We start from the raw sequence: 23084 nt of genomic DNA, 5'->3' as shown, positions 1-23084 counted from the left end.
TATGATCTTTTTCAAAAACATGGAGGCACCCGTAAGTACGAGATGTCTATTCGATTTGTCGTTGTTGCTTAATTATTTCCGGGAGGATTATTCCCTCTTCCCGGATGGTCTTTACTACCAGGAGATCTGCCTTTATTGTGCTCATCATATAAGAGATAGTCCTCTCTTAACTCTTTGAATTCATCTAGCTCAGCTTGCCATCCTTGTACGATCTCTTCTACTGGCGTACCCGCTAGAACCTGCTGACGAATGTCACCATCTCCGATCAAGTTATCAAAGAAAGCAGTCATAACAAAGTCATCTGGATATAACTCTTGTAAAGTCGATACGAGATGCAAGCCTGTTTCTACAGGTTGAAATGCATCGTAGTCATCAATGTGAATTTGCACACCATTACTAAGCCGGCCCGCATGTTTAGAAAATGCTGGAGTGAAGGAGTTCGCACGGAACGTGACGCCAGGCAAATCTAGATCATTTAATGTGGCGGCCAACTCCGTTGAATCAATAAATGGAGCACCAATCATCTCAAATGGTTTCGTCGTTCCTCTTCCCTCTGATACATTGGTTCCTTCGATCAAGGCTGCACCAGGATAAACGAATGCGGTATCTAATGTTGGCATGTTTGGAGATTGAAGAACCCAATGAAGTGGCGTATCATCATAATTCATCCAACGCTCCCAGCCGTCCATCTCCACCACTGTCAACTCTGCGTCAATGTCATATTCTTCATTGAAAAAGTAGGCCAGTTCTCCTACCGTCATCCCGTGTCGTAATGGAATCGGGTACAAGCCGACAAACGAAGAGAAGTCCGGATCTAGGACGGGTCCTTCTACTTTATCTCCTCCGATAGGATTCGGACGGTCAAGGACGACCACGGGAATATCATTTTCTTCGGCAGCTTCCATGACATAAGCCATCGTGTAAATATATGTGTAGAATCGGGTTCCTACATCTTGAATATCAAACAAGAGAACTTCTACGTCTTCCAACATGTCGGGTGTCGGTTTTCTTGTTTGTCCATACAAACTATATACGGGAAGTTCTGTGCGGTCATCGATATAAAACTCAACATATTGTCCAGCCTGAGCATCCCCGCGAACACCGTGTTCAGGGCCATACAAAGCTGTCAACTCTACTTCCGGATGATCAAAAAGGAGATCAACGATACTATTTAATTCCTGATCTACCCCTGTTGGATTTGTCACAAGACCTACATTCTTTCCACTTACTAAATCTAGTTGATCGTCTAATAATCTATCAATCCCAAGTGAAAAATCGTCACCTTGATTACCCTTTCCATTGTTTCCACCGGACTGACCGGCAAAAGCCGTTGAAAAGACAGACATTATTAAAACCAACGCAAGGATCACGGAAAACTTTTTCTTCATATTCATGTATACCTCCTTTGAATTTTCAGCGCATCATTCACAATAAAACCACCACGAATAAGCAACCTATCGACGACTTGCTAACACCACCCCGTTTCAATTATTTTTAAAATTATTAAAATTTTATTTCAGTTACAACATACCATCAGAATAACTAGTTGTATAGTCCAATAACGATAAATAGTCTGAACATACTAAAAAATGAAAAATTTACCGTTTCTCTGGACGGATAAAATGGGAATAAAAGGGATTTGATGGAGGGTCTACACTCCAGCGATCATGGTTGGTGAATAGCTCATTAAAAAAAGAAAAGACCCGGTTTTCACCGAGTCTTGAGAAATTCCATCGCTTTTGTTATTTCTTTTAGGTAATCAGAGGCTGTGTCGTATTGATCCGTTACAACACTGACGAACAAGATATCAATCATATATAACTGGGCCAGTCTCGAAGAAGTTGCTCCGCTACGAAAGGGGGCTGGCACTTCACGTGAGGCAGAAATGTACAATTTTATATCGGCATTCACAGCGACAGAAGTATTTCCATAACGAGTTAAACTAATGGTTGTGGCCCCCTTCTGTTTAGCAAGCTCCATCATTTTAATCGTTTCATACGTTTCTCCTGAGAAGGAAATTCCAAATACGACATCATTCTTATCGACATTTGCAATGCACATGGTCGCGTTATGTATATCCGTAAATGATGACACGGCCTTGTTCATACGCAAGAATTTTTGGTGCGCATCTTTAGCGATAATTCCAGAGGCTCCCACACCGAAGAAATGAATTTTATCCGCCTTTTGCAAAGCTTCTACCGCTGCAGCCAAGGAATCAAAATTAACCAGTTCTTCAGTTTCTTTGATTGCCTGTAAACTGTTATTGGTTACTTTCTCCACAATCGACTGTTGAGACTCTCCTGGTTCAATATTACTATACTGAATATTCGTCGATTTTTGTAAATCACCTGAAATCCTCAGTTTTAAATCTTGAAACCCTTTCATGCCAAGGGATTTGCACAAACGGATCACCGCTGCACTACTTGTTGAGCTTAATTCCCCCAATTTTGACGCTGTGCAATGAATCGCTTCATGAGGTTGAGCTAAAATATATTCGGCAATTTTTTTCTCAGAAGGAGGCAACTTATTCTTTATTTCATTTAGCATAATAAGTCCCCCTGAGAGAGAATTATTTGATCCTCTCAATGAACTCACCCTCTCGCTCACAATTTTTTAGCCTTTAATAGCACCTTCTGTCATGCCTTTTGAGATACGACGCTGGAAAATCGCATACAGGATAATAACAGGGATGATCGCTATAGTCAAACTTGCAAATAACGTGCCCCACGCATTCGTATACTCCGCTTCTCTACTTATAAAATCAACCGCTAAACCTAGCGTATAATTTTCTCTTGATTGTAGAAAAATCAAGGCCATGAAATACTCGTTCCAAAACTGGATCGCATTCATGATCGTTACAGTTATTATACCTGACATCGCAAGGGGAGTGATAATTTTCAGCAGGATGCCATAGGGAGACATGCCATCTATGGCTGCCGACTCCTCTAGTTCTTTCGGTATAGAGCTCAAAAACGTCGTCAAAACAAAAATACTAAACGGCAATTGAGAGACGGCATAAACAATCGTCAATCCAAAAATATTGTCGAGAAGGTTAAATCTCATCAATAGAAAAAATAAGGGAATCCAACCTAAAACCATTGGGATCATCATAGCCGATATATATAAGTTAAAAATGAGAGTACTTCCGCGAAATTTCAGCCTTTCTAACGCATAAGAAGTAGGGATCGCAAGGACTAATGTTAATAATGCCCCTAAGACTGTGACGATTAAACTATTAAATACACCGACATCAATATTATAATTCTGCCATGAATCGATAAAATTTTGGAAACTAAATGAGGCAGGCAAGCCCCAAGGATTTGAATAAATTTCAGCATTCGATTTAAATGAGCCTAAGATCATCCATGTGATCGGGTACAATACAGCAAGCGACCATAAGATGAGCGGCAACCTTATCAAGATACGCGATGTAATATGACTCTTATTTCGTTGTTCCACTGTATCCCTCCTTTTTAAAAAAAATCCCTTACTTCAGTAAAAATTGTTTATCAAAACTAATATTGTACTTTTTCTCTTCGTAAGAGTAATTGCAGCAAGAAGACGGTAAGGAGTGATAGGACTAAAATCATAACCCCAATCGTTGCCCCGTAGCCGAAGTTATATTGCACAAAGGCTTGCTGATACAAATAGGAGCCCATGACATGAGTCGAGTTGTTCGGCCCGCCTCCTGTCATGATCTGAACAATAATGAAAGACCCATTCAAAGTCGTAATAACGATATAGAGGATGGAAACTTTTATTTGTGGCCAGATCAACGGCAAAGTCACCTTCCAAAATTGCTGCCATTCGTTCGCTCCATCAAGTTCAGCTGCTTCGTAATAGCTTTTAGAAATGGTACCGATTCCCCCCATTAGCATGAGCATAAATAGCCCAATCCCAGCCCACACCGACGGTAGAACTAGCGACGGTAACGCCCACGTTTCACTACCGAGCCAAGGACGAGTCCAGCTTTCTAACCCTATAAATTCCAACGCAGAGTTTACGAGACCTAAACTAGGATTGTAAATAAACGTCCATAGAATCCCAATAACGACTACGGACATAATGTTCGGGAAGAAAAAGATGATTCGATAAAAAGGCGCTTCTTTAATCTTTAATTGCATAATGGCTACCGCAAAGAACGTGGCTAACACCATGATCCCAACGACTTTCGTCGCTACTAAAAAATAGTCATGCATGATCGTTCTCGGAATAATAGAATCATTAAATAATCTGACATAGTTTCCAAACCCGATAAATTCCATGTTGGCAGCGGAACCAGACCATCTGAAAAACGAATAATACAACCCGCTAAACATCGGATAGAGCGTGAAAATCGCAAATAAAATAAAGGTTGGAACTAAGCAAAAGGCTAAAAATAAGTATTTTTGTTTCTTCGTTTGTACCAAGTTCAATCACTCCTTTCTTATGTATCTCGTCTTGTTGTCTTCTATTCTATTTAACAATTTAAAGTAATATAGTATAAGGCCGTGAAAAAGTATGTAGAAATAAACTCTCATATGAAACAAGGTAGAAAAAATGGAATGCAAAGACGTTACTTTGCCTTTACATTCCATCTAATTTTTATCCTATGATCCTTAGCTTACTTACTCACCACGATAATCCGCTGTGGCTGCTTCAGCATCTTCAATGAACTCTTCTACCGTCTTATCCCCTAACATTAATGAGATAAGTGAATTTCCAAGGGGTGTTTCTAAATCGGCGCTCATTGGGTGTGGTCTGTGATAAATTTGTACTTGGTCAGGGTCGTTGATCATTTCATTCGCTTCTATCAAGTATGGTGGCACGTTCTCATTTTCTGATAAATCTACACCTTGCAAGTTCATAATCGCCCCTGTGTGTTCAGAGAAAGCTGTTGCATATTCTTGCGTAAAGACGAATTCTACAAAAGCCTTCGCTGCGTCTGGATTACTTGCATTCTCAGCAATAGCTAGAGGACGTAAATCTGGAACAATGGCAAACGGCTCACCAGCATCTTGCATTGGAGAAGGAGTAAACCCAAACTCAAATCCGTCAGGAACATCATTGGCCATTTCATTTGGTAACCAGAAACCTACTGGGATAAACGCATTGTCGCCAAGTAAGAAATTCATTTGGGATTGCGTATGGTTGTATGCACCGAAACCATCATCAATGTAGCCCGCTTCTTGCATCTCGGCTACTTTTTCCATCGTCGCAACAACTTCATCTCTTTCCCAAACGCCTTCTTCGCCTGTCACGATATCATGCAGTAGCTCATCTCCTCCAGCTGCTCCAAAGGCTGGTGTTAGGACACCTCTTAGGAAGTAATAAGGATGTTGTCCCGTTGTCACGAAAGGAGAAATGCCTTCGTTGTCTTGAATTTCGCCCATCGTACTCATGTAACTATCGAAATCAGTTGGAACCTCATACCCTTCTTCTTCAAAAGACGCTTTGTCATACCACGTACCCCAAGTGTCAAACACGAGTGGAATACTGTAGATTTCGCCACCGTAACTAGCTGGTTCAACAATAAGATTGTCTAGAAGAGGCGATCCATCTTCTGTTTCCACATCACTGATCCAGTCAGTTAAATTCATCAGTTGGCCGTCGTCTACCATCTGCGTTTCACTTGAACCTGCACCATCAATGTACACAACATCAGGTGGATCATCTGAAACCCAACGAGATCTCATTTCATCATTAATATTTGGACCAGCGTGTTCAATAATGGTCACGTCCGGATATTGCTCCTGGAAGTCACCAATGACTTCTTTCCACCATGAATCACCATATCCGCCAACGAAATATTGAATTTCAAGCTCCCCTGAAATGTCGCCTTCGCCATTCTCATTTGCGGCATTATCATTCGCATTATTGTTCGAATTGTTATTGTTATCAACACTGTTTTGATTGTTTCCATTGGCGTCTCCGTTAGTCCCATTAACTTCTTCGTTATCTCCTTGACAAGCGGTCATCAAACCGACGATAAGTAGAGCACTCAAACCTGATCCCTTAATTAAATTCTTCAAGAAATAATCCCCCTTTGTGTAGTGTTTTATATGAAACGCAACGAAGGCTTTCCTTCATGCGGTTTCACTAAAGTCAGTTTGGCATCTTAGCCAGTTGGATCGCTTTTCCAACGTACCCATCACTGTTCAATATCGCTTCTTTCGCTATTTGCAACGGCACCTTTGCTTCAATCATCACAATCGCTGGCTTCACTTCTTTGCCTGCTAACATCAACGCTTTTTCAGCCTCTTCGTATGTTACGTTCGTAATTTCCATGATGATGCTTTTCGCCCGCTCCATTAATTTATGGTTACTAGCATGAACATCTACCATTAAATTCTCATGAACCTTCCCCAGTTTGACCATAACCGTCGTGCTGATCATATTAAGAACCATCTTGTGAGCTGTGGCTGCTTTCATCCTTGTTGATCCCGTTAAAACTTCCGGATCGACAATTACTTCAATATTGCACTGAGCATATTCACTAATTTCTGATCGCTCGTTACAAGATAACGAAACCGTGTACGCACCAACCTCTGCAGCATGTTTCACTGCACCAATGGGATAGGGCGTTCGTCCACTGGCAGTAATCCCGACGACTACATCGTTTTTTGTTAGCTCTTTCGCTTTTAAATCTATAGCCCCCTGGATTTCGTTATCCTCAGCTCCTTCCGCAGAATTGGTGTAAGCGCCATTCCCACCAGCCATAACCGTCTGCACCATGTCAGGAGGGGTCATGAACGTCGGCGGGCATTCGGAAGCATCAATCACCCCTAATCTCCCACTCGTTCCTGCCCCAACATAGAATAATCGTCCACCTTTTTGAATCGCGTCATAGACTTGGTCAATTGCCTGCTCAATATTTGGCAGCACCTTTTCTACAGCATAGGCCACTTTTTTGTCTTCATTATTAATCGTTTGCAAAATTTCCTTCGTCGTCATTTGGCTTAAATTCATGCTGTTTACATTTCTACTCTCTGTCGTTAACTTCGATAGTTCTTTTTCCATAATCAACACCTTACTTTTTTAGACGTTTTGTCACACTTTCCTTTGCAATCATTGCAGCCCCGTAAACGGGAGAACGATTTGCCATTTGAACAATGCCAAGTTTTTTTTCATGGATCATTCTTGTAAAATGTTCCTCTACCTTTTTCGAGTAAGTAAAGATAGAACCTGTCGTCATGACCGGCGTATGTTCATTAAATCGTTTGGACTTCTTATGTAAACTTTCTACGTGTTCCAATAAATCCTCAGCGGCTTCTTGTAAAATTTCAGCAGCAACAACATCACCTTGACTAGCTGCTTTGATCACCTGCTTCGCTAATCTAGCAATCTCACTTTTCTCTGGTTGTCTGCCATACATGTAGCTAATCAATTCTTTCGGATGTTCCAAAGCTAATTCATCTAAAATCAGCTTACTCAAGATCGTATCCTGCCCTCTCAAATCGAATGATTTCGTTATTTGGTTGAGTGCTTTCAGACCGATTTGATATCCGCTTCCTTCGTCACCTAAAATATGTCCCCAGCCGCCACTTCTATAAATGTCTTCTCCATTGGCAAGGCCTATGGCATTGGAACCCGTCCCTGAAATAACTAATATTCCGTCTGTAGCATCTGGCGGAATCGCTCCCCGTAGCGCGATGTAAGAATCAGAGTGGATCGTAAATAAAGAATCTTCTGAAAAATCAAGCTTTAAAAAAATTCGCTGCAACACTTTTTCAACTTGTTGTTCTTCTTCCGGACGCCCAACTCCAGCTAAACCGCAACTGACTCCTATGATCTCACTCGGTTTGATCGCGAACGTCTCCATCCCATGGACAATGAGTTGTTGAAGCCTCGTTTTCATCACATCAAATCCAACAACATGAGGATTTGACGCCTCTCCAATGACAATCAAAGCCTCTGATTCGTTGTTTGGTAAACCCTCAATCAAAGGAGAAAATAGACAAGCCGTTTTCGTTCCCCCACCGTCAATGCCAATTACATATTCCATTTGCTACCTCCATTGGAGTTAATATGGGTTTATTATAAAACTGGTGAATTATTTTGTCAATATAAATTATTATTTTTGTAATAATATTTCAGGGAGGGTGTAGGGGGGTGGAAAGCACTCTTCATTAAAGCATTGATAAGCAAGAAAAAGGCAGCCATTTCGGCTGCCTTTTTAGTGTATATTTTGTTTACTAAAGTTGTGCTGCGCAGGTGTTACTGTAGCACCTACCTAGCATCACCCGTCATGATCCTCTCATTTATCGACCTCTTTTCATTTTCCACGCTCTCTCTTCTACCGATAAATCAACTTATCGGCTCTTTTTACCGTGAGCTACTTCCTTTTTTACCAATAAAACCTTCTAGCGACCTCTTTTCAGATACTAATCAACTGCTAGCTACCTTAAAGAAAAAAAGCAACCTATACAGGCTGCTCTCTAAACTTAATTGGACTTCTTTTTGGGCTATTTCGCCTGTCTTTACGACATCAAGACCACCTAAGACCACTTCTGGCCTCGAACCACAAGAACCGTCCCCGCGGTTACCCGCGGTTAAAACAACTGTGGAATGGAGATGAATAATGTTCGGACGCCTAACACGGCTGTGAGGATGACGACGATGCCACCGAATGCCGTTAGCCATACCGGGTGCTTGTAATTGCCGATAATTTTTTTGTTATGAGCTGCGAGCAAGACGGAACCTAATGTTAGTGGCAAGATTAATCCGTTAAACGCTCCAGCTAAGACTAACAATGCTACGGGCTGACCTACAATCGCAAACACCATGGTAGAGAAAACGATGAAGCCCACGACCCAGTAGTTTTGATTGTTTTTAATGGACTTGTGAAACGACGTAAGGAATGTCACTGAGGTATAAGCGGCACCAATGACGGAAGTAATTCCCGCTGCCCATAAAACAAGGCCGAACATCCGAAAGCCTACTTCTCCAGCGGCGATCTGGAAAACAGATGCTGTTGGGTTGTCTGGATCCAGAGCGAAACCTGCTGCTACAACACCGAGAATGGCTAAGAATAAAATACATCGCATAATTGAAGCGACAACAATGCCTGAAATGGCCGTATTCGTTACGTATCTTAAATTTTCCTGACCTTTAATGCCTGCATCAAGTAACCTGTGTCCACCTGCGAACGTTATGTATCCTCCGACGGTTCCACCAACAATTGTAATGATAGCTAGAATGTCTAATTCAAGCGGTGCCACTGTTCTAAGAGCCGCTTCCGCATAAGGCGGACTGCTGACAAACATAACATAAGCCGTTAAGAGAATCATCATGGCACCTAAATAACGAACGACTTTATCCATCGCCACATTTGCTTGCTTAGATAAGAAAATTCCTATACAAATAACCCCTGTCATAATCGCTCCGACCGTTGGACTGAAGCCTAACAGAGCATTCACTCCAAGACCGCCCCCAGCTACGTTTCCTATATTAAAAGCAAGTCCACCAAGAACGACGAAAAATGAAACGACATAGCCTAAACCGGGAACCACCGCGTTGGCAATATCTTGACCTTTCTTTTCAGAGACGGCGATGATACGCCATATATTTACTTGTGCACCCACATCTAAAATGATCGACGCTAAAATAACGAAGGCAAAACTAGCCAATAATTGTTCCGTAAAAACAGCCGTCTGTGTTAAGAAGCCTGGTCCTACAGCAGATGTTGCCATAAGGAAAGCTGCACCAAGTAATGCATTCAACCGCTCTTTTGGTGTCATAGCTGCTTTATTCAATGAATTCTTTTCCATCCTTCTCACCCTTTCAAAATTTAGTTTTCAGTCTTGTGCAATGTCTTCATATAATTGAGTACTTCCAAGTGATGCCAGCAAAAAACAAAGCCTTCACTTCTGAGCCGAAAATTAGAACGAGTCGGCAGCTGTTACAGAATAATGTCGAAATATGTAGAAGGCCGTTCTTTATTTTATCATACTCGATAAGATCAATTCATTTGTTTCATCCATTTAACATAATGTTTATTGAAATAAAATTTCACATAGTTTCTCCAGATTAGCTATTTTCTTTTTTGAACGTTTTAGTGAAAGTAATCTCTTCTATAAAAACACTTCCAGATATAGTAATGAAATTGGGCGGCGATTGAATATTTCTATTTAATAAGGCCGCCACAACAGCTGCCTTATTCATCTTCATTAAACCAAGCGACTGCGAACCGTAAGAACCCTCCTCTATGGTGTTGATTTTTATGCATTAGTTTGGTATATTTATAAACATTGTTCTTATCATTATTTATTTGGAGGTTCTTTTTCATGACTAACCAGACTCAATCACATAAAACATCAGAGACTCATTCTTCATCTATCATGAGATTTATACTGCCATCTTTATTTGGAATTCTATTGTTTCTTGTTCCTGTTCCATTCAATGGTAGTGTGACGATTGGGGTCGGGATTTTAGCAGAAACGATTCAAACAACGTTCGATGATTCAATTCCTGCATTTATGACTGGAATGATCCTTTTATCAGCCGTCGGAGCATTCATTGCGCGCACGCTCAAGCCTACGTGGATTACAAACTACGAGTCAATGAGAAACCTTTTCGATATATCCATCGGATGGTTGATCGTGCGAGTCATTGGTTCCGTTTTCGCCATTATGGTCCTGTTCGAAATCGGACCAGAAATGATTGTGGCCCCGTTTACTGGAGGTACAGTGTTATTTGAATTGATTCCCGTATTAATGGCGTGGTTCTTGTTCGCTGCTTTATTGATGCCGTTCTTGCTTTCGTTCGGATTAATGGATTTCATTGGTACACTTTTGCGTAAGTTTATGCAGCCGGTATTCAAGTTGCCGGGGCGTTCAGCCATTGATGCAACGGCGTCTTGGATGGGAGCGGGACCTGTTGGGGTGTTAATCACCACTCAGCAGTTCGAACAAGGCTATTATACGAAGCGTGAATCATCGATCATTGCAACGAACTTTTCGATTGCTTCGATTGCTTTTAGTCTCGTTATCATTGGTTTCATTGGCCTTGAAGCGTATTTCGTACCCTTTTATCTAACTGTAACGCTTGCTGTCTTTGTGGCAGCGGTAATCATGCCACGTATTCCGCCGCTGTCACGTAAGAAAGACGAATATCATGAACCAGTAGGAAAACAGATCGTGGAAGCAGCTCCGAAAAATGAATCGACGCTATCCTTTGGCTTGAAAGTGGCTGTTGAAAAAGCGAATAGTGTCAAAAGTATCGGAAGTGTCTGTCAAAAAGGAGTCATCAATGTGTTTGACATGTGGCTCGGTCTAATTCCGATCGTTATGACGCTAGGAACAATTGCGTTAATCTTGGCAGAATTCACTCAAATCTTTGTGTGGCTATCCATGCCCATAGTGCCAGTCTTGCAACTACTTCAACTCCCAGAGGCTGAGGCGGCAGCTCCCGCTATGATCGTCGGCTTCGCTGATATGTTCTTACCAGCTGTGATCGGCAGTGGGATTGAAAGTGAACTGACGCGATTTGTCATCGCCGGAGTCTCTATCAGCCAGCTCGTATACATGTCTGAAATTGGTGTATTAATTTTGCGCTCTAAGATTCCGCTCAGTTTCGGGGAGTTAGCAGTCATCTTCATTCAGCGCACAATTATCACACTCCCAATTATTGCTGGGGTTGCTCATCTCATTTTTTAATTTGATCCTTGTTTAACTGATATTATTTCGAAAATCAGGTAGTCTCTATTCAAGTTTGAAACTGAATACAACGCAAAAGCAAAAAAAAGACAGCCGCAGTGGCTGTCTTTTCTTTGTGTTCTACACACTCACGTCTACACTCCCACCGAGATGGGGCTGTAACGCATGCTCTGTTCTTTTCAATTCTGCAGAGTCCATCAACTTTTCTAACGCTTGCCCTTGATGACTAGCTTGATCCATTGATTTCTGCATCATCGCAATGGACGCCTGCTGATTCACTCCTGCTTGACTGATCGCCATCGAAAGTGAAGGAATTTCCATCGTATCAACTCCTTTTAAGTCTGACGTAAGAACATAAGCACCCACCATCCCACGCTTCACAAAGCGTAAAACGATGTATCAATCATATCGGCATAACTTAGATTAAATTTAGTAGAGCTTTTTTGCCCTGTGCCATCCATCTTACCCAAGCATAAAAACATAGCTTATTTACGAAATAAAGAGATTAACCTCTCCAATGAAAATTTAGGCTTTTTTATCGTTGCTTCCAGCTGTCTGTTAAATTGATTTTGTGCACGCCATTCTTTCTGCTGCTCTTCTCGCATATTTTGAAGTTCCTGTTGTAATAATTCGCTTTTTTGTTTTTCTTGCTGAATCAAGTTTTCATAATGATTCCTTTGTTCTTCAGCTATTTTTTCAATTTTCGTATGAGTTCTTTGCGCAGAATTTCCAATGGTCGAACTTATCACATGATGATCCTGTTGGAGTCGTCCAACCGTCGTTTTAAGCTGAGTCATATTCTCCGTCAATTGAGCATTCATTTCACGTGTTGCGGCAAGCTCTCTCGTTAGAAACATTAAGATCTCTTTTACTTGATTGGGATCTTGTGGCAGATTGTCATATGTATCGGGTATCGCTACGTCTGTGTTTTGGGGCTGTGCTAGTCTTTCTGTTTGTTCTGCTACCCTATCTTTCGCCGTATCGTCTAAAGACTTATTCGTATCGCGTAACGATATAAGCGCTTCAATGTCAGATTGAACAAAGATCCGCCGGTCGCCATCTTTAAAAAACTCATAACCATTCCGTTCTAAAATTTGTCCGTATTTCCGAACCGTAGGCGTTGCAATCCCCGCTTGTTCAGCCACTTCTTTCGTCGAAAAAGATCGTTCACTTTGTTGTATATCGTGTCGCATGTCCGGCCTCTTTTCTCTATTTAATGTGATTTCTATTCATATCGCCGGGCGATACGAACCATTTATTTTCCTTAATTATTAGTCTATCATATGTGTCGCATATCGCAATCTCTGTTTCACTATAATTTACGAGTTTCATTGTTCCAAACCATTATATCGTCCGGCGATACGTCGTAAGATTAGTTCGTATCGCCGGACGATATGAAAGTTTACGTAGCGATTTGGTTATGATAGAACGTTCATCAATCTAATAATTCTATCCTTTAATTTGGATAGGAAATCAATCGCCACTCTTAGAATCTAAAAAAACTATTTACTATAATTAATTAATCACCTGTATCGCTTCTCTCTAATCATTTAGATAAGAGATAATACTTTAGTTTTCTCGGCGGTTCAGTGACTCAGTAGCGAAGCAATGATGATTATAAATATTTCCTCGGAAATAAGTGAAACAAGTCATATTATATCGCCTAGCGATTTAGTGTGGAAGATCGTGCGATATAAGTGTTTTCCAGGCGCGCGAACACTACGACGTATCACTAAACATCTATAATTATCTCTTCTATTATTTTAATTTTTCCCTTCCTAAACTAGAAAGTAACTATTTCCCTTTGACCATTGAACAAGTAATAATAAGAAACGGTTAATTAAATTTATAAGCAGGTAAAAATCTTCAAATGATTCCACTACCAAATGTCATCTGTATCGCCTAGCGCTACGCGATATGCTTTTATCTGAAATTCGCTTACCTCTGTCTCCTATTCATGTGTTTTTCATATATGATTTGAATCACTTATTACTCATCATCAACTTCTATTTGAGTTGAGATAGATATAAGGCGCACGTTAGCATATCGCATCCATATCGTAATACTCCACTCTTCTTTGACCGTAGGAACCGTCCCAGCGGTCAGTCATCCCCTCGTCAAAAGAAGGAAAACCCCAAGTGAATTAAGCACTTGGGGTTCATCATTTTGTTATTTTTTAAGACAACTCTTCAATTTTTGCTAATGTAACAGGATCTGCAATTCCATTAACTGCAAGGTCATGAGCTTCTTGGAATTGTTTTACTACTCCAGATGTTACTGGACCATAGTTTTCTGATGGATTGGATGGGAAGTTCCCAAAGCCAAGTTCCGTTAGGTGCAGCTTCAACTCTCTGATTTCAGGAGCTGAGTTTCCATCTGTATAGACAGATGTGAATAGCTCATTCATGAAATCTAACGTTTGTTGATCTGCAACGGCTGTGTGATCAAGACCGTAGTATTCTTGGAAGCTTAAGACTACCGCTGATGTGACAGATCCGAACAGTTCAGATGGGTCTGCAGGGAAGTTTCCAAAACCAAGCAGACTCAAATGTTGCTTCATCAATTTCACTGCTTTGCCTGTGTCCCCATTTTCATAAGGGATTTCCATAGCTAGTTCAGCGATTTTTGCAAGCGTGACAGGGTCTGCGATGCCATTAACAGCTAAGTCGTGTGCACTTTGGAAGTCTGAGACGACTCTCATTGTGACAGGACCGTAATTCTGAGACGGGTTAACAGGGAAGTTTCCGAAACCAAGAGAAGTCAAATCAACTTTTAACTGTCTGATCTCTGGAGCTGTGTTACCGTCAGTGTAAACGGATGTTAAGATGTCTCTGATTAAGTTAAGTGTTTGTTGGTTTGCCTCACCAGTGACTTCAAGACCATAATACCTTTGGAATTGAGACACGACACTTGCAGTGATAAGACCATAGTTTTCTGATGGTTCCGCAGGGAAGTTTCCAAAACCAAGTTTTGTTAAATCTTGCTTCAACCACTTGATTTCCTCACCAGAATCACCATCTTTGAACGAAAGTTCTCCCACAAGTTCACTAATTTTTGCTAGTGTAACAGGATCTGCAATCCCATTTACTACTAGGTTATTAGCCTCTTGGAAGTCAGCTACAACGCCCATTGTTACTGAACCGTAGTTCTCTGATGGATTCGTTGGGAAGTTTCCGAAACCAAGTAAAGTTAAGTCTAATTTAAGCTGTTTGATTTCTGGAGCAGATTGACCATCTGTGAAAACAGAGTTCAAAATGCTATCCAGTAAATCTAGTGTTTCTTGATCTGCTTCGCCTGTTACTTCAAGGCCATAGTAATCTTGGAAGTCAGACACCACACCACTTGTCACTGAATCGTAGTTCTCTGACGGATTCGTTGGGAAGTTTCCGAAACCAAGTGCAGTTAATTTCTGCTTCATTTCACGAATTTCTTCACCAGTGTCTCCATCTTTATAAGGGACTTCTAAGTCTTCTTCAGGTGTTTCTTCGTCACCATCACCTGGCTCTTCTCCACCATCGCCGTCTCCTGGATCTTCGCCATCGCCTGGATCTGTCGGCTCTCCTGGCTCTTCGTGATCGGCATTTTCATCTTTATAGACACGAACGTAATCAACCTGCATTGACACTGGTAAATCTTCTACGTCCGGTTCTCTTCCGCCATCGAACCATCCACCTAACGCAAGGTTCATGATCACATAAAAGTCTTGATCAAAAGGAGCGTAAGGATTTTCTCTGTCCGCTGCTGAGAACCATTCTTCCTTTGATACTTTGAAGAAGAACTCTCCATTCACATACCAGCTGAGCATATCTTCTTCCCAAATTAAAGTGTAATCATGGTAATCCGTATCAATGCCTACTCCCTCTTCAAAGGTTTGTTCAGCCGCAAGATACGTATTTCCAGGCCATTCACCGCCAAAGTGAATGGCACCACTTGTCTCGTTAGGAACTCGCCCTCGTGCTTCCATGACATCAATTTCACCTGAAGATGCCCATCCTCCATACACGTCATCATTTGGCATCATCCAAAGTGCAGGCCATGCAGCAGTAACTGCAGGAAGCTTCGCACTGAAATCGATTCGTCCATATTTAAATGTGAATTTATCTTGTGTTGTGATTTTCCCTGAAGAATATGGCGCTACACGATCTGGATCCTGTGGAAAGGACGCCGGTTCTTCAAATGCTACTATATTTAATTTGCCGTCTTCTACAAAAACATTCTCTTCACTATCTGTATAGTGTTGAAGTTCGTTATTTCCCCAACCCCATGTACCTGGGTCGTCATCTAAGTAATAACCAGTGTCATAGTTCCACTTGCTTTCATCTAATTCCGTTCCTTCAAATTCATCATTCCAGACTAAGTCCCATCCTTCAATTGTTGCATCTTCAGATGTACCAATCTGGATATCATCTAACGCCACTTCGTCTGGACGATAAGCATCTGGGTTACCTGTAAATTGATACTCTACATAATTGTCTCCAATGTCCCCGTCTTTTTCACCATCTAATGGGTATCCGATACGGAGCTCCATATCTTCTTGAATAGGTTGGAACCAAAGTCCAAAGATGTAGTCAGTCCAATATCCCCACTGGTTCGCAGACGACATTCTATTGTATCCATTAGCCGCATAACTGAATCCTGTCGCAGAGGAATCTAAAATATTGACCCACTCACCATCGACCTTCACTTCATAAACGAAGTTATCAACTTCACTTAATGTAGCGTAACTACCATCAATCCGAGGGATAGGAATACCAATTGCACCGTTGTCATCCGCTTCAAACGTTGATCTGCCATCAAAGTTTGTAATCGTATGAGAATTTCTTACTGGTAGAGTAACGGTTAACGTATAGTCCACAAAAACGTCAGGATTTGTCTTTGAAGCGACTCTAACTTGCGTCGTTTCTTCTACCGGATCAAACCAATATCCACCTGGACCTTCCCACCAGTTTCCAAAGTTATTATCGTAGATCCATCCGCTATCCGCATTATTATCAATAGAGACCCACTCATCATCTTGGTTCACGAAAAGTGCAACGTCATCTTGTACGTCTCTAAAAGTAGCACCGTTATTAAAGCGTGGAAATTCAAATCCAGTACCACCAGAGGGCGATACATCAAATGAAGTTGGACCAGCAGGAGCCATTGACGTAATGACTTGAGTGTCTGCCGGAATGACGTTAAACGTATACTCCACAAAAACGTCAGGATTTGTTTTTGATGCGATTCTTAGCTGCATTGTTTCTTCTACAGGATTAAACCAGTATCCACCTGGACCTTCCCACCAGTTTCCAAAGTTGTCATCGTAGACCCATCCACTGGCAGCATTGTTAACAATGGAAATCCACTCACCATCTTGTTGCACCAAAAGATCAATGTCATGCTCTACGTCCTCGAACGAAGCACCATTATTAAAATTTGGAAATTCAAAGCCGAGTCCTCCGTCAAGCCCAGCATCAATCGTAGTAGCTCCTACCGGCTGGATTGAAGTGATCGTTTGTGAGTCAGCAGCCTCAACTTGTTTACTGAAATCCACTGCACTAAATATTACCAGATTCATCATTAAAACTAGACACAGCATGGTTATTTTATTTACTTTTAATTTGGACAATATGAACTCATCTCCTGACTGTATTTTTCTAAGGTTAAACCTTCAGGAAGATTTAATCTTAGAATTCTGAAAAAACTTCCCATTAAAAGACCTTTCTCCCCCTCCTTTTGAAAAAATCACTTTCCAATCCAAGTACTAATCCTGTTTCGAAGGTGGAGATTCCACCTCATTTCCCCCCCAGATATGTAATCAAATGACTACTAACACATATCTTTTCTTACCATTTCGTGTTTGCGCTTTCATTAAAGGGTAGAACGTATTACTAAAATTTCAAATGTCTCTCCTAATGATTTTGTCCTACGTGGGACATTTATATATACAACTATAAAAGCATTCATTACAAAAAACAACATGTTTCTACAATAATGAATGCTTTCTATGATATTCAATGAAGTTCAGGTGGCGATTTTTACCTCCATCAAGGCGCTGCACAGGAATGACGTTCAATAAGCGATGCTTTAAAAAATTGTTCCTTTGCCGGTACTCCGTGATCAACCTGACTAACTAATTGCTCCACTAAATAATCAGCCATTTCCACTCTTGGAAGATGCATCGTAGTTAGGGAGGGGTTCGTGTATTCAGTCAGCCTAATATTATCGAAACCGATTAACGAAACTTGCTTCGGAACGGAAATACCATGTTCAGCTAATGCCTTTAGAGCACCGATGGCAATCAGATCATTTGAACAAACAACCGCTGTCGGGAGGGTTCCGTTTCCAATCCAATTTAAAATAGCTTCATAGCCTGACTTCTCGACAAAGCTTCCTTTATAAACAGGTCCTTCCTCAAGTTTTGCCTGTTGAAGAGCCTCTCTGTAACCGTGGAGTCGTTCAACTGCAGCTCGGTTTGTGTCTTCGCCAGTAATGATACCGATTCGCTGATGGCCCAACTGTATCAAATACTCTGTCGCGTCAAGGGCAGACTCTTTATTTAACAGCATTGGGACAGGGAGGTCCTGCTGGTTTGGAGAAAGGTTATTCTGATCAAAAACACCAACTAAAAAGTCAGCTTCTCTAATTTCATCCACAATTTTTTGTACATTTGACCAGCTGATAATCATCCCTGCATCAATGCTTTTCTCCCTGTACAGCTTTAAAATAGATGAATTGTCATCAACGGTTGAAGTTGTTACAAGCATATTATAGCCCCGATCCCTAGATGAGCTGATCATCTGACTGATCACCGTACTGTAAAAGAGATCATCTGCATAAATATTTTCTTTTTCAGGATCTTGAATAATAAATAAACCAAGTGTCTGCGTTTTTCTTTTTGTTAAGCGCCTTGCAGAGACATTAGGGTGATAGTTATACTCAGTCATAATACTATGGATGCGTTCACGTGTTTCTTTTTTTACCTGGGGAGAATCATTTAATACCCGCTGAACCGTTTTCCTCGAAACACCTGCGAGTTTTGCAATATCATAAGTGTCCATCTTTTCCTCCTGAATCATGCTTATACAGTTTATTATAGCTGATCAAAAAAAACCTGAAATCAGCAGATAGGTCTTCATTACTACAATATAGCTCCTATCTGGAGATAAGATGGAAGGTTTAAAGCCTAGTCATCACGACCTTAATAAACTAGAAGAACCGTTTCCAAATATCTCACACCACAAAAAATGTAACATTTTACCTTTTCAAGTATACATTATGTAACGTTTGCTTGCTAGAGGGTAGACAAAGTAAAAAATAACATTCCCTGCTACTTCAATACTCGCAACAGAACAACAGCTAAATATCCAAACGGAATGGCTGGAACAAGTACCAAATAAGTATGTATAATATACCCACTGTTCTCCTAAAAAAGCGGCTGGCCAAGGGATTCAAACCTTTATATTTAGAAGAAGCCGCCTAGTCCGCTGGAAATACCTCATCAGGTGCTGCTAAAATGACCAATCCTAATTCACCAGCACGCATATAATTACCTCCACATATCCCATTTCACATCTGTAAAGATATCTATACCTTTTAGTAGAGGTTTTATAACTTAGTTTTTGACGCGTATTGGAATGACCGTGAAAAGGAGGGTCTCTTGGACTGTGTCATAGGAATGATCTTCAAGGGATGTTACTACTCTCTTGAAGTGATACATTTGATCGATGATGTCGTTGGTGGATTTGCATCGATCGAGAATTCAGTAGGTCCTGTTTCTGCGGTCTCGATTGATAAGTAGTTAGTAGAAGCGCACAGCGGCAAGATTCGGGAAAGTTTAGAAATTGATTTCATTTAGATGCTTCTGAACATGTGTTAATCCTTCTAATACAGTCTCTCACAGCTGTAAACTCTGCTTTATGACATTAAGATGCTTCTCCATTTGATCACTATTTTCTATGTATCTTGCTTTATATATTATGTAATCACTTTAATACTCCACCGCACCAAGGGTCAGGAACTTTCATTCAATCTCCCCCAACCTTCATTGTTCACTTAATACTTACTAAAAGCTCCTTTTCACACAGTCACCTGTCCTTTTCGTATCTCGTATCCCTCGCTCTGGTTCTTCAATAGTTTGTGCTGATTATGCAAAATGCTCCTTTCGAAGCGATTGGAATGAAGGTGCATTACCAGAGATTACTACAGAAATTACTTTAGAGAATACATACAGATAATTTAAGAACTCCGCCTCTTCTTTTCCTTCAAGAAAATTCTCCAAATGATTTTTCGAAAATCTCTCCCCCTTTTTTTCCTATCAGGTGTACTTATTCATCGAGAAAAGAAAATGAATAGAAAGTGTGAATAAGAATGGAATAATTATTACACTCAAGCACAGCGTCGAAATCAATTGTTTTTCGACCGTAAGAACCGTCCCTCCGGTCACATCAAAATTAAAAGACCCCAGCCTTAGCTGGAGCCTAGTAACTCACCTTTTTAAATGGATCTCACATTATAAAATTGAGTATAGTGCTGTGTTAGCTAACATGATCATCGTCATTAAAATGGAATTTAAGAACGCTGCTAAAAATACATTTCCCGTTAGCTTAAAGAAATATCTGTTGAATATCGCTGCAATGAATAATACTGGTACCAATCCAATCATCACGATCGATGATAAAGATTCTCCTGGGTAACCTGCCACCCCTGTCACAAACAACAAACCATAGTGATATGCAAGATAGAAAAACAAACCACCAATAAACATAAATATCGCCATCAAGTAACCCTTGATCCCATCAAATCTCTCGGAAGCTGTATTCATATTCACCGATAGACCTACCACGAAATAATAAACAAAGAAAAGTGGCGAGTATTTCAATAATGCTATTAGGTGATGAATTTCAAAAGTTTTAACAGCAAAAGTCCAAAGACGGAAATCAGTTTTGAATATTATATCGATTAAATACAACACCGCATATCCAATAGATATTGCCATGACAGCGATTACAAATGCTGCTAATATCGATTTAACATTAACTTTTATACCGTAGTTATTGATTGAACCGCCCTTTGGCAATTTAGATACAAAATGATTTACGACCATGACCATTAATGTAATTAGCGCAACATTTATTGCCCAATATACTATCGGATTGCCTGTTGGTGCCCCTAATAATTCATTAACATCTATTAATGGACTCTGATTTTGGAGAACGAAGAATTGAATGAAACTTAATATAAACAAGAACAACGATGCATTCCTTAAATTTTTATTCATACTTCTTAACACTGAATAAATTAGTGAAATGAGAGTCACTGCCATAAGGATGATATTTACTTGTGTGATTATTCTCATCCCGGTTTCATCTGCGCTATAAAAAGATGTGAATAGCAATGCAGGGAAAAAGGCCCCAAAGAGAACTAAAATAAGATTTGCAACTTTTTCACCATCTGTTTTTGGAGTGGGTAATGCTTTTGGTTGCTCCACTATGACATTGGACAAAAATGGCACCCTCGTTAGGAGTTTTATTACAGGGACAAACAACATAAAGAAACCGATTAACGCAACAAAGGAAAACCATTCTTTATACATCCATGATTGTCCAGATTCTCCTATGGTAACTAAGTCACCGTATTCCGAAAATGCTTCATCGTAAAAGTCTATTACATGTTCAGTCGTTGCCATTGAAAAGTGATTCCAAGGGTGAATTTCTTCTGGTTGATAAATGGTTCTACTCCCACCATCAACTTCATAAAATTCTCCAGCCGTTGGGCTTTCAGGATTCCCGAGAAAAACTTGGGCCTCTTCAGTTGATATATAATCTTTTTTAACTACCGACTGACCTGCTGCAGCTGCTTCAGGATTGAAGAAAAATTCATCATAAATTCCCGCTATCTTTCCTGCTGTTCTAGGTCCATATGAATTTGCGATATCATCTAATTCATATTCCAATGCATAGATCCATTGGTAATCAGACCCCATCGTTAGATAACTATCAATCTTTCTAAATCCACTTTCTTCATAAAACATTTCATCCATGATGACTGCATGTGTAGAGGAGAATCCTCCCATTGAATGACCGGATACAGCTATCAAACCATTACCCTCTTCATCTTTTAAAACATAATCCTGTTCATACATGAAATTAACAGCATCATAAATTGAGTTGGGCCAAAAAGAAAAGAATGGTATTGGTTTCTCCATCGTTCCAATGGAATGACCATGATCGTATTGATCTAAAGCTAAAACTACATACCCTCTTTTAGACATTTCAATGGCTTGCGGCGCCTGCATTTCACCCGAGTTTAAATATCCATGTGTGGTTACAATGGTTGGTCTTGGATTATCATCTGAACCATCCGGTTTATACAGTAATCCCGATAATGTACCCCTTTCCGTCTCAAAATCTACTCTTGAGACATCTACATCCCCACCTGAACTGTTCGATTGATAAGCAATAAAGCTCCCTACAAATATCAGAAACAATGAAACAACTAGTAAAATGACTGTTTTATTTTGTTTTATCACAGCTCTTCCCCCTTATTCACTTTTTTTTATCTATAAAAAAACGCACACTAGTATATTTGATAGATATTCCACTCAATAGCGGATATACCTCTCAAACAACCAGTGCGCGTCTCCGAATCTCAGCACCCATCAAATATTAACTTAAAATTAACAGTAGCATTTTATGGAAACGCTGTCAATTTTAAATTATAAAGGATAAATTTTCTTAATTATTCCAATATCATTTTCATTAGCCTTTTTATGCTCAATTCACAACTACTCTTAATCAACTTTGCAAACATTCTCCGGTTCTTTTCGAACACCGAGTCCGTCCCTCTGGTCTATCACCTGTTTGTTCCCACTATTCAAAATGTCCCCTTGGATCCGTTTGGAATGAAGGAGCAATACCAGAGATTACTACAGAAATTACTTCAGAGAATACATACAGAGAATTTAAGAAACCCGCCTCTTATTTTCCTCCAAGGAAATTCACTAATTGACTTTTCAAAACACCTCCCCCTTATTTACCTTTCAAGTGTACTTATTCTTCGAGAGGTGAAAATGAAAAGAGCTTGGAGAGAGTAAGTGTATAAAAACGGATAGATACACACCTAAATTAAGACCTTCCAGCATATTCTTAGTACATGATTATTTATGGAGGGGACGCTATGGCTGTAGACAGAATTAGAAGAGTATTTTCTGAACGAGAAATGGAAAGTGTCACAGATGATTATGTCACAATGGGTTACGAAGTTCTTGCTCGAGGCGAAACATCGATTAAATTGAGGGAAAATGCAGGATTTGGCTCAGCAGGTGGGCACATCCTCATCTTCCTCTTGTCAATTTGGTGGACATTTGGTTTGGGCAACTTGCTCTATGCTTTATACAAACGATACAGTGGGGAAAAAATAGTTATCAAACTGCAAAATGAAATGGAGGCTAATCAAAAGTAAGATAGA

The 23084-nt window shown here is 40.3% G+C and carries 17 protein-coding genes; 3 read left to right on the top strand and 14 right to left on the bottom strand.

All coding sequences use genetic code 11. The features are described 5' to 3' along the window. Nucleotides 1-68: 68 nt before the first annotated feature. The 9 genes from CR194_RS14285 to CR194_RS20315 all read right to left on the bottom strand — a co-directional run bounded on the left by CR194_RS14285 (nt 69) and on the right by CR194_RS20315 (nt 10149). Nucleotides 69-1388: an exo-beta-N-acetylmuramidase NamZ family protein gene (locus tag CR194_RS14285; RefSeq protein ID WP_110610517.1), complete on the bottom strand. Its 1320-nt coding sequence runs from the start codon at nt 1386-1388 to the stop codon at nt 69-71. Between the two features lie 322 nt (nt 1389-1710). Then, nucleotides 1711-2547 (bottom strand): MurR/RpiR family transcriptional regulator, encoded by an 837-nt coding sequence (locus CR194_RS14280; RefSeq protein ID WP_110610354.1) that lies wholly within the window; start codon nt 2545-2547, stop codon nt 1711-1713. Between the two features lie 66 nt (nt 2548-2613). Continuing rightward, nucleotides 2614-3459 carry a carbohydrate ABC transporter permease gene (locus tag CR194_RS14275; protein ID WP_233254376.1) on the bottom strand — a complete coding sequence of 282 codons (846 nt, stop codon included), beginning with the start codon at nt 3457-3459 and terminating at the stop codon, nt 2614-2616. A 56-nt stretch (nt 3460-3515) separates the two neighbouring features. After that, nucleotides 3516-4409 (bottom strand): carbohydrate ABC transporter permease, encoded by an 894-nt coding sequence (locus CR194_RS14270; protein WP_110610353.1) that lies wholly within the window; start codon nt 4407-4409, stop codon nt 3516-3518. A gap of 198 nt (nt 4410-4607) precedes the next feature. Next, nucleotides 4608-6011 (bottom strand): ABC transporter substrate-binding protein, encoded by a 1404-nt coding sequence (locus CR194_RS14265; RefSeq protein WP_233254375.1) that lies wholly within the window; start codon nt 6009-6011, stop codon nt 4608-4610. Nucleotides 6012-6084: 73 nt separating this feature from the next. Continuing rightward, a complete protein-coding gene (murQ, locus tag CR194_RS14260; protein ID WP_199228178.1) occupies nt 6085-6999 on the bottom strand; it encodes an N-acetylmuramic acid 6-phosphate etherase in 915 nt (304 codons plus the stop codon). A gap of 10 nt (nt 7000-7009) precedes the next feature. Then, entirely contained in the window at nt 7010-7984 is a 975-nt protein-coding gene (locus tag CR194_RS14255; protein ID WP_110610352.1) for an N-acetylglucosamine kinase, read from the bottom strand. Between the two features lie 547 nt (nt 7985-8531). Next, nucleotides 8532-9749, bottom strand: coding sequence for an NRAMP family divalent metal transporter (locus tag CR194_RS14250; protein WP_110610351.1), 1218 nt, complete (start codon nt 9747-9749; stop codon nt 8532-8534). Nucleotides 9750-10008: 259 nt separating this feature from the next. After that, nucleotides 10009-10149, bottom strand: coding sequence for a hypothetical protein (locus tag CR194_RS20315; RefSeq protein WP_158282282.1), 141 nt, complete (start codon nt 10147-10149; stop codon nt 10009-10011). Nucleotides 10150-10265: 116 nt separating this feature from the next. Between CR194_RS20315 and CR194_RS14245 the strand changes: the two genes are divergently transcribed. After that, nucleotides 10266-11636, top strand: a complete 1371-nt coding sequence (locus CR194_RS14245; protein ID WP_110610350.1) for a YjiH family protein — start codon at nt 10266-10268, stop codon at nt 11634-11636. Nucleotides 11637-11756: 120 nt separating this feature from the next. On the opposite strand, the gene CR194_RS14240 is transcribed toward CR194_RS14245, so the two are convergent. From CR194_RS14240 to CR194_RS14225, 4 genes are all read right to left on the bottom strand, one after another. Next, the gene (locus CR194_RS14240; RefSeq protein WP_110610349.1) at nt 11757-11957 is read right to left on the bottom strand and encodes a YjfB family protein; all 201 of its coding nucleotides are present in this window, start codon (nt 11955-11957) and stop codon (nt 11757-11759) included. Between the two features lie 164 nt (nt 11958-12121). After that, nucleotides 12122-12829: a hypothetical protein gene (locus CR194_RS14235; protein ID WP_110610348.1), complete on the bottom strand. Its 708-nt coding sequence runs from the start codon at nt 12827-12829 to the stop codon at nt 12122-12124. A gap of 983 nt (nt 12830-13812) precedes the next feature. Beyond that, on the bottom strand, nt 13813-17193 hold the full coding sequence (locus tag CR194_RS14230) for a peptidoglycan-binding protein (RefSeq protein ID WP_233254374.1): 3381 nt from the start codon (nt 17191-17193) through the stop codon (nt 13813-13815). Between the two features lie 469 nt (nt 17194-17662). Continuing rightward, nucleotides 17663-18676 carry a LacI family DNA-binding transcriptional regulator gene (locus CR194_RS14225; RefSeq protein ID WP_110610346.1) on the bottom strand — a complete coding sequence of 338 codons (1014 nt, stop codon included), beginning with the start codon at nt 18674-18676 and terminating at the stop codon, nt 17663-17665. A 599-nt stretch (nt 18677-19275) separates the two neighbouring features. On the opposite strand from CR194_RS14225, the gene CR194_RS20595 reads away from it, so the two are divergent. Further along, nucleotides 19276-19416, top strand: coding sequence for a hypothetical protein (locus CR194_RS20595; protein ID WP_233254373.1), 141 nt, complete (start codon nt 19276-19278; stop codon nt 19414-19416). Nucleotides 19417-20127: 711 nt separating this feature from the next. Here CR194_RS20595 and CR194_RS14220 read toward each other — a convergent pair. After that, on the bottom strand, nt 20128-22146 hold the full coding sequence (locus CR194_RS14220) for an alpha/beta fold hydrolase (RefSeq protein ID WP_110610345.1): 2019 nt from the start codon (nt 22144-22146) through the stop codon (nt 20128-20130). A 647-nt stretch (nt 22147-22793) separates the two neighbouring features. Here CR194_RS14220 and CR194_RS14215 point away from each other — a divergent pair. After that, nucleotides 22794-23078, top strand: coding sequence for a hypothetical protein (locus tag CR194_RS14215; protein WP_110610344.1), 285 nt, complete (start codon nt 22794-22796; stop codon nt 23076-23078). The last annotated feature ends 6 nt before the right edge of the window (nt 23079-23084 follow it).

Source organism: Salipaludibacillus keqinensis (assembly GCF_003226325.1).
GTDB lineage: Bacteria > Bacillota > Bacilli > Bacillales > Salisediminibacteriaceae > Salipaludibacillus > Salipaludibacillus keqinensis.
The sequence above is the reverse complement of the archived record's forward strand: the minus strand, read 5'-3'. Positions and strand labels throughout refer to the sequence as shown.

Bases quoted from the DNA above. Each gene is read 5' to 3' on its own strand.
- CR194_RS14250 (WP_110610351.1), bottom strand. From the start codon at position 9,749: ATGGAAAAGAATTCATTGAATAAAGCAGCTATGACACCAAAAGAGCGG.
- CR194_RS20315 (WP_158282282.1), bottom strand. From the start codon at position 10,149: ATGAAGATGAATAAGGCAGCTGTTGTGGCGGCCTTATTAAATAGAAAT.
- CR194_RS14280 (WP_110610354.1), bottom strand. From the start codon at position 2,547: ATGCTAAATGAAATAAAGAATAAGTTGCCTCCTTCTGAGAAAAAAATT.
- CR194_RS14245 (WP_110610350.1), top strand. From the start codon at position 10,266: ATGACTAACCAGACTCAATCACATAAAACATCAGAGACTCATTCTTCA.
- CR194_RS14285 (WP_110610517.1), bottom strand. From the start codon at position 1,388: ATGAAGAAAAAGTTTTCCGTGATCCTTGCGTTGGTTTTAATAATGTCT.
- CR194_RS14240 (WP_110610349.1), bottom strand. From the start codon at position 11,957: ATGGAAATTCCTTCACTTTCGATGGCGATCAGTCAAGCAGGAGTGAAT.
- CR194_RS14225 (WP_110610346.1), bottom strand. From the start codon at position 18,676: ATGGACACTTATGATATTGCAAAACTCGCAGGTGTTTCGAGGAAAACG.
- CR194_RS14235 (WP_110610348.1), bottom strand. From the start codon at position 12,829: ATGCGACACGATATACAACAAAGTGAACGATCTTTTTCGACGAAAGAA.
- CR194_RS14255 (WP_110610352.1), bottom strand. From the start codon at position 7,984: ATGGAATATGTAATTGGCATTGACGGTGGGGGAACGAAAACGGCTTGT.
- CR194_RS14230 (WP_233254374.1), bottom strand. From the start codon at position 17,193: ATGAATCTGGTAATATTTAGTGCAGTGGATTTCAGTAAACAAGTTGAG.
- CR194_RS14215 (WP_110610344.1), top strand. From the start codon at position 22,794: ATGGCTGTAGACAGAATTAGAAGAGTATTTTCTGAACGAGAAATGGAA.
- murQ (WP_199228178.1), bottom strand. From the start codon at position 6,999: ATGGAAAAAGAACTATCGAAGTTAACGACAGAGAGTAGAAATGTAAAC.